This is a genomic window from Alkalimarinus alittae (assembly GCF_026016465.1).
In the GTDB taxonomy this organism is placed as follows: Bacteria; Pseudomonadota; Gammaproteobacteria; order Pseudomonadales; family Oleiphilaceae; genus Alkalimarinus; species Alkalimarinus alittae.
Genome location: NZ_CP100390.1, coordinates 3586343 through 3592500 on the forward strand (window position 1 = coordinate 3586343; position 6158 = coordinate 3592500).

Genomic DNA, 6158 nt, shown 5'->3' on the forward strand with positions numbered 1-6158 from the left:
GTCTGCTCATACATCGCTTTGAGGGTGTTGCTTTTCTGGTTTAGATGAAATTAAATTGAGGGCATTAATATAAGCTTTAGCAGATGCAATAACGATATCAGTATCGGCGCCAATACCATTCACAATACGGCCACCTAACTCTAGCCTAACAGTTACCTCTCCCTGAGAGTCTGTTCCACTAGTAATCGCGTTAACTGAATAAAGCTGTAAGCTTGCGCCAGAATTAGCAACACTCTCAATAGCTTTATAAGTTGCATCAACAGGGCCGCCACCTTCAGATACAGCAGTCAGCTCCTCTCCATTAACCAACAATGTAATCGTTGCTTCTGGAGTAACACCGGTTTCAGAACAAACCGACATGCAGACTAGCTTAAATTGCTCTTCCACATCTATCAGCTTGGTATCACTTACCAGTGCTTGGAGATCCTCATCAAAAATCTCGTGCTTCTTATCAGCTAAATCCTTAAATCTAGAGAATGCAGCATTAAGCTCTGTTTCTGTTTCTAGTTGAATACCTAACTCTTCAAGACGACTCTTAAAAGCGTTTCTACCAGAATGCTTCCCTAAGATAAGACTATTCGTATGCCAACCAACATCCTGAGCTGCCATAATTTCATATGTCTCTCGATGCTTAAGAATGCCATCCTGATGAATCCCCGACTCATGAGCAAAAGCATTGGCGCCCACAATCGCTTTATTTGGCTGCACCGGAAAACCTGTGATAGAAGAAACTAATCTCGATGTCGGCACAATCTGAGTTGCGTCTAAATCAGTTTCTACGGCAAACAGATCCTTGCGGGTTCTGACCGCCATAACAACCTCTTCAAGCGATGCATTTCCTGCGCGCTCGCCTAAGCCATTAATAGTACACTCAACCTGCCTAGCGCCATTCATAACCGCTGCTAGCGAATTTGACACCGCCAATCCTAAATCGTTATGACAATGGACTGAGAATATCGCTTTATCTGAATTAGGAATGCGCTCGATTAACGTTTTAATGGTTTCACCGAACTGACTAGGTATCGCATATCCCACTGTATCTGGAATGTTGATGGTAGTGGCACCTGCATCAATAGCGGACTCAATAATTCGGCATAAGAAATCGATTTCAGAACGCCCTGCATCCTCACAAGAGAACTCCACATCATCGGTATAGCTTCTAGCGCGTTTAACTGCACGAACAGCCTGCTCTACAACCTGATCAGGCTTCATCTGCAACTTATACTTCATGTGTATAGGTGACGTTGCGATAAACGTATGTATTCTCGATGAGTTTGCGTTTTTCAACGCCTCTGCGGCACGGTCAATATCTTTGTCAAGCGCTCGAGACAAGCTACATATTGTCGAATCTTTAATCGTTTCAGCAATTGCTTTTACTGCATCAAAGTCTCCTGGACTAGCAATTGCAAAACCCGCCTCAATCACATCGACTTTCATTTTTTCTAATGACTTAGCAATACGAATCTTCTCAGCCTTCGTCATTGATGCACCGGGGCTCTGCTCCCCGTCTCTTAGTGTTGTATCAAAAATGACTAATCGATCTTTACCTGACATAACCTTCACTCCTAATCTCGCGTTATGCGCTAAACCAAACAATATTGTATTCGCTAATCAATCAATAAACGAGGTTTATCAATATAAATTAGTACCCTAGGTGCCTGACAAAACCATTTTATCGACAGGAAAGCTCTCGGTAATTTCCTGGCGTGCAGCCTGTCCACCGCTTAAAAGCCCTATAGAATGCACTTGAATCTGAAAAACCTAGCATTATCGAGACTTCCGCTAATGGAATGCCAGTATCCGAGACATAATCCAGAGCTAAGCGCTTCCTTATTTCGTTATATAAACCTTGAAAGGTAACGCCTTCTTCAGCCAATTTACGCTGCAGCCCTTTTTCATTCAGGCCTATTTTTTTAGCAACGAATAACCTTCCCGCATCAGAGTCAGCCATATGCGTCTGAAGAATCATTGATACCTGATCAGCTGTAGTCTTTGTTTTTTGTAATGCTATTAATCTCTGCCTTGCATGACGCTCATGAATTTCGCGCAACTCCTCATCTGCTTCTAACAAAGGTAGCGACATCGTATCATGTGTCATTAATAAACCATCGAATTCTGCATTAAAGTTTGGAGTTACATTAAATACCCGCTTATATTCATCTAAAGAGTCTACAGAGACTCTATTAAGCGAAACCTCAATGGGCTGAATTTTTTTACCCGTCACCCACCTAGAGAAAGCCAAAAAAGCGGTTAGCACAGCATCTATCTGATGATAAAAAAATGGGATGGTCGCAGGCCGGGGATGATAAATCAGCCAAACACCTTTAGCACTAGGCACTCTCTGAAAAACACCCCCTTCACTAATAAGCCTTTGATATTGATTTAGCTTATCAAATGCCTCACACAGGCTTGCAGAATTCATTAAAGTGTAACCCACGATATGAAACGTTGAAGGCCTTACCTGCTCTCCAAGATGTAAACCAAAGAATGGATCTCTGGTTTCACTAATGCAGGCACCCCATAAATTAACCGTCTCATCCATTGTCAGTCTTTGTGCTTTTTCTAGCGCATCAATAGCCAAGCCTGACTTTTTGAATAACGTTGCTCTCTCACAACCTTGTTGCTCTGCAAACGTAACAAGCCCCTTTACCCAGCTTAGCGAAACCGTTATTTCTTTGTCATGCATGATAAATCAAACCTTGCCCGTCACTTGTAACCACAAATAACCATAATGGGGTTGAAGCAAGACTAATTCTACCATGGAACAAGTATTTGGATATGACGCTTTCAAGGATGATACTTTAGAACGATTAATGGACAGCCTAAGTGTTTAGGTTGTTTGTAACGCTTATTCCGCTTCGCAGCATCAAGGCTACGGTGAAGTGCCCCTAGCGTATCGCAGCCCCACTAGTTTAAGCCTACATCTCACGCCACTTTCTTCCAGACAATAAAAAACCCCGGTAGGATAACCTACCGGGGTTTCGTATTTAGATGCCTGACGATGACCTACTCTCACATGGGGAGACCCCACACTACCATCGGCGCAGAACCGTTTCACGACTGAGTTCGGGATGGGATCAGGTGGTTCCAGTTCGCTATTGTCATCAGGCAAAACCTTGGCTAGCTGATCGAAGATGATTTATCTTTTTGATCAGTTAACAACAATTTCGCAATGTCTTTAACATTTAGCAAGTAAATTAAGTTTTATAACATATCGGATCATAATCACATTATCCGGTAAATATTTTCGTTTTGATCGTTTCAGACTCAAAACTATTTGGGCGTTATATAGTCAAGCCTCACGGGCAATTAGTACTGGTTAGCTCAACGCCTCACAACGCTTACACACCCAGCCTATCAACCTCATAGTCTTTAAGGGCCCTTTAGGGAGCTCGAAGCTCCAGGGAAATCTTATCTTGAAGGGGGCTTCCCGCTTAGATGCTTTCAGCGGTTATCCTGTCCGAACATAGCTACCGGGCAATGCTACTGGCGTAACAACCCGAACACCAGAGGTTCGTTCACTCCGGTCCTCTCGTACTAGGAGCAACTCTTCTCAAATTTCCAACGTCCACGGCAGATAGGGACCGAACTGTCTCACGACGTTCTAAACCCAGCTCGCGTACCACTTTAAATGGCGAACAGCCATACCCTTGGGACCGGCTTCAGCCCCAGGATGTGATGAGCCGACATCGAGGTGCCAAACACCGCCGTCGATGTGAACTCTTGGGCGGTATCAGCCTGTTATCCCCGGAGTACCTTTTATCCGTTGAGCGATGGCCCTTCCATACAGAACCACCGGATCACTATGACCTACTTTCGTACCTGCTCGACGTGTCTGTCTCGCAGTTAAGCGCGCTTATGCCATTACACTAACCGCATGATGTCCGACCATGCTTAGCACACCTTCGTGCTCCTCCGTTACTCTTTGGGAGGAGACCGCCCCAGTCAAACTACCCACCACACAGTGTCCTCGATCCGGATTACGGACCTGAGTTAGAACCTCAAACATACCAGGGTGGTATTTCAAGGGTGGCTCCGCCCGAACTAGCGTCCGGGTTTCAAAGCCTCCCACCTATCCTACACAAGTAGGCTCAAAGTTCACTGTGAAGCTATAGTAAAGGTTCACGGGGTCTTTCCGTCTAGCCGCGGATACACTGCATCTTAACAGCGATTTCAATTTCACTGAGTCTCGGGTGGAGACAGCATGGCCATCGTTACACCATTCGTGCAGGTCGGAACTTACCCGACAAGGAATTTCGCTACCTTAGGACCGTTATAGTTACGGCCGCCGTTTACCGGGGCTTCGATCAAGAGCTTCGCCGAAGCTAACCCCATCAATTAACCTTCCGGCACCGGGCAGGTGTCACACCCTATACGTCCTCTTACGAGTTTGCAGAGTGCTGTGTTTTTAATAAACAGTCGCAGCCATCTGGTATCTTCGACTGTCAAAAGCTTACGGAGCAAGTCCGATCACCCTCAACAGCGTGCCTTCTCCCGAAGTTACGGCACCATTTTGCCTAGTTCCTTCACCCGAGTTCTCTCAAGCGCCTTGGTATTCTCTACCTGACCACCTGTGTCGGTTTGGGGTACGGTCTCATATAACCTGAAGCTTAGGGACTTTTCCTGGAAGCATGGCATCAACCACTTCAGTCTCGTAAAAGAGACCTCGTCATCAGTTCTCAGCCTTAATGGACACCCGGATTTGCCTAAGTGTCCAGCCTACGACCTTAAACAACCATCCGATAGGTTGCTGGCCTAGCCTTCTCCGTCCTCCCATCGCAGTTATATGCGGTACAGGAATATTAACCTGTTTCCCATCGACTACGCTTTTCAGCCTCGCCTTAGGGGCCGACTCACCCTGCGCCGATTAGCGTTGCGCAGGAACCCTTGGTCTTCCGGCGTGCGGGTTTTTCACCCGCATTATCGTTACTCATGTCAGCATTCGCACTTCTGATACCTCCACGGAACTTCTCAATTCCGCTTCAACAGCCTACAGAACGCTCCTCTACCATGCGTGTAAACACGCATCCGCAGCTTCGGTGGTATGTTTTAGCCCCGTTACATCTTCCGCGCAGGCCGACTCGACTAGTGAGCTATTACGCTTTCTTTAAAGGATGGCTGCTTCTAAGCCAACCTCCTAGCTGTCTGTGCCTTCCCACATCGTTTCCCACTTAACATACACTTTGGGACCTTAGCTGGCGGTCTGGGTTGTTTCCCTTTCCACGACGGACGTTAGCACCCGCCGTGTGTCTCCCGTGATTGTACTCATCGGTATTCGGAGTTTGCATCGGGTTGGTAAGTCGAGATGACCCCCTAGCCGAAACAGTGCTCTACCCCCAATGGTAATTCACGAGGCGCTACCTAAATAGCTTTCGAGGAGAACCAGCTATCTCCGAGTTTGATTAGCCTTTCACTCCTATCCACACGTCATCCCCTGGCTTTTCAACGACAGTGGGTTCGGTCCTCCAGTTGATGTTACTCAACCTTCAACCTGCACATGGATAGATCACTCGGTTTCGGGTCTAATCCCAGCAACTATACGCCCTATTAAGACTCGATTTCTCTACGGCTCCCCTATTCGGTTAACCTTGCTACTGAAATTAAGTCGCTGACCCATTATACAAAAGGTACGCAGTCACAGAACAAGTCTGCTCCCACTGCTTGTACGCATACGGTTTCAGGATCTATTTCACTCCCCTCACAGGGGTTCTTTTCGCCTTTCCCTCACGGTACTGGTTCACTATCGGTCAGTCAGGAGTATTTAGCCTTGGAGGATGGTCCCCCCATGTTCAAACAGGATACCACGTGTCCCGTCCTACTCGATTTCACTACTATGCCGTTTTCGTGTACGGGGCTATCACCCACTATGGCTGTACTTTCCAGTACATTCCACTAACAACAAAGTAGCTTAAGGGCTACTCCCCGTTCGCTCGCCGCTACTAGGGGAATCTCGGTTGATTTCTTTTCCTCGGGGTACTTAGATGTTTCAGTTCTCCCGGTTCGCCTCTTTTACCTATGTATTCAGTAAAAGATACCTGTCTGATGACAGGTGGGTTTCCCCATTCGGAAATCATTGGATCAAAGCTTGTTTACCAGCTCCCCAATGCTTATCGCAGGTTTCTACGTCCTTCATCGCCTCTGACTGCCAAGGCATCCAC

2 protein-coding genes and 2 rRNA genes (1 of these 4 cut by a window edge) are annotated in these 6158 nt (G+C 46.6%); all 4 read right to left on the reverse strand.

The features are described 5' to 3' along the window. Positions 1-6 precede the first annotated feature (6 nt). Positions 7-1554, reverse strand: coding sequence for a 2-isopropylmalate synthase (locus NKI27_RS16210; protein ID WP_265047075.1), 1548 nt, complete (start codon positions 1552-1554; stop codon positions 7-9). Between the two features lie 118 nt (positions 1555-1672). Continuing rightward, positions 1673-2686 (reverse strand): AraC family transcriptional regulator, encoded by a 1014-nt coding sequence (locus NKI27_RS16215; protein ID WP_265047076.1) that lies wholly within the window; start codon positions 2684-2686, stop codon positions 1673-1675. A gap of 307 nt (positions 2687-2993) precedes the next feature. After that, a 5S ribosomal RNA gene (rrf, locus tag NKI27_RS16220) occupies positions 2994-3109 on the reverse strand. 179 nt (positions 3110-3288) lie between these two features. Next, a 23S ribosomal RNA gene (locus NKI27_RS16225) occupies positions 3289-6158 on the reverse strand (it continues 23 nt past the right edge of the window).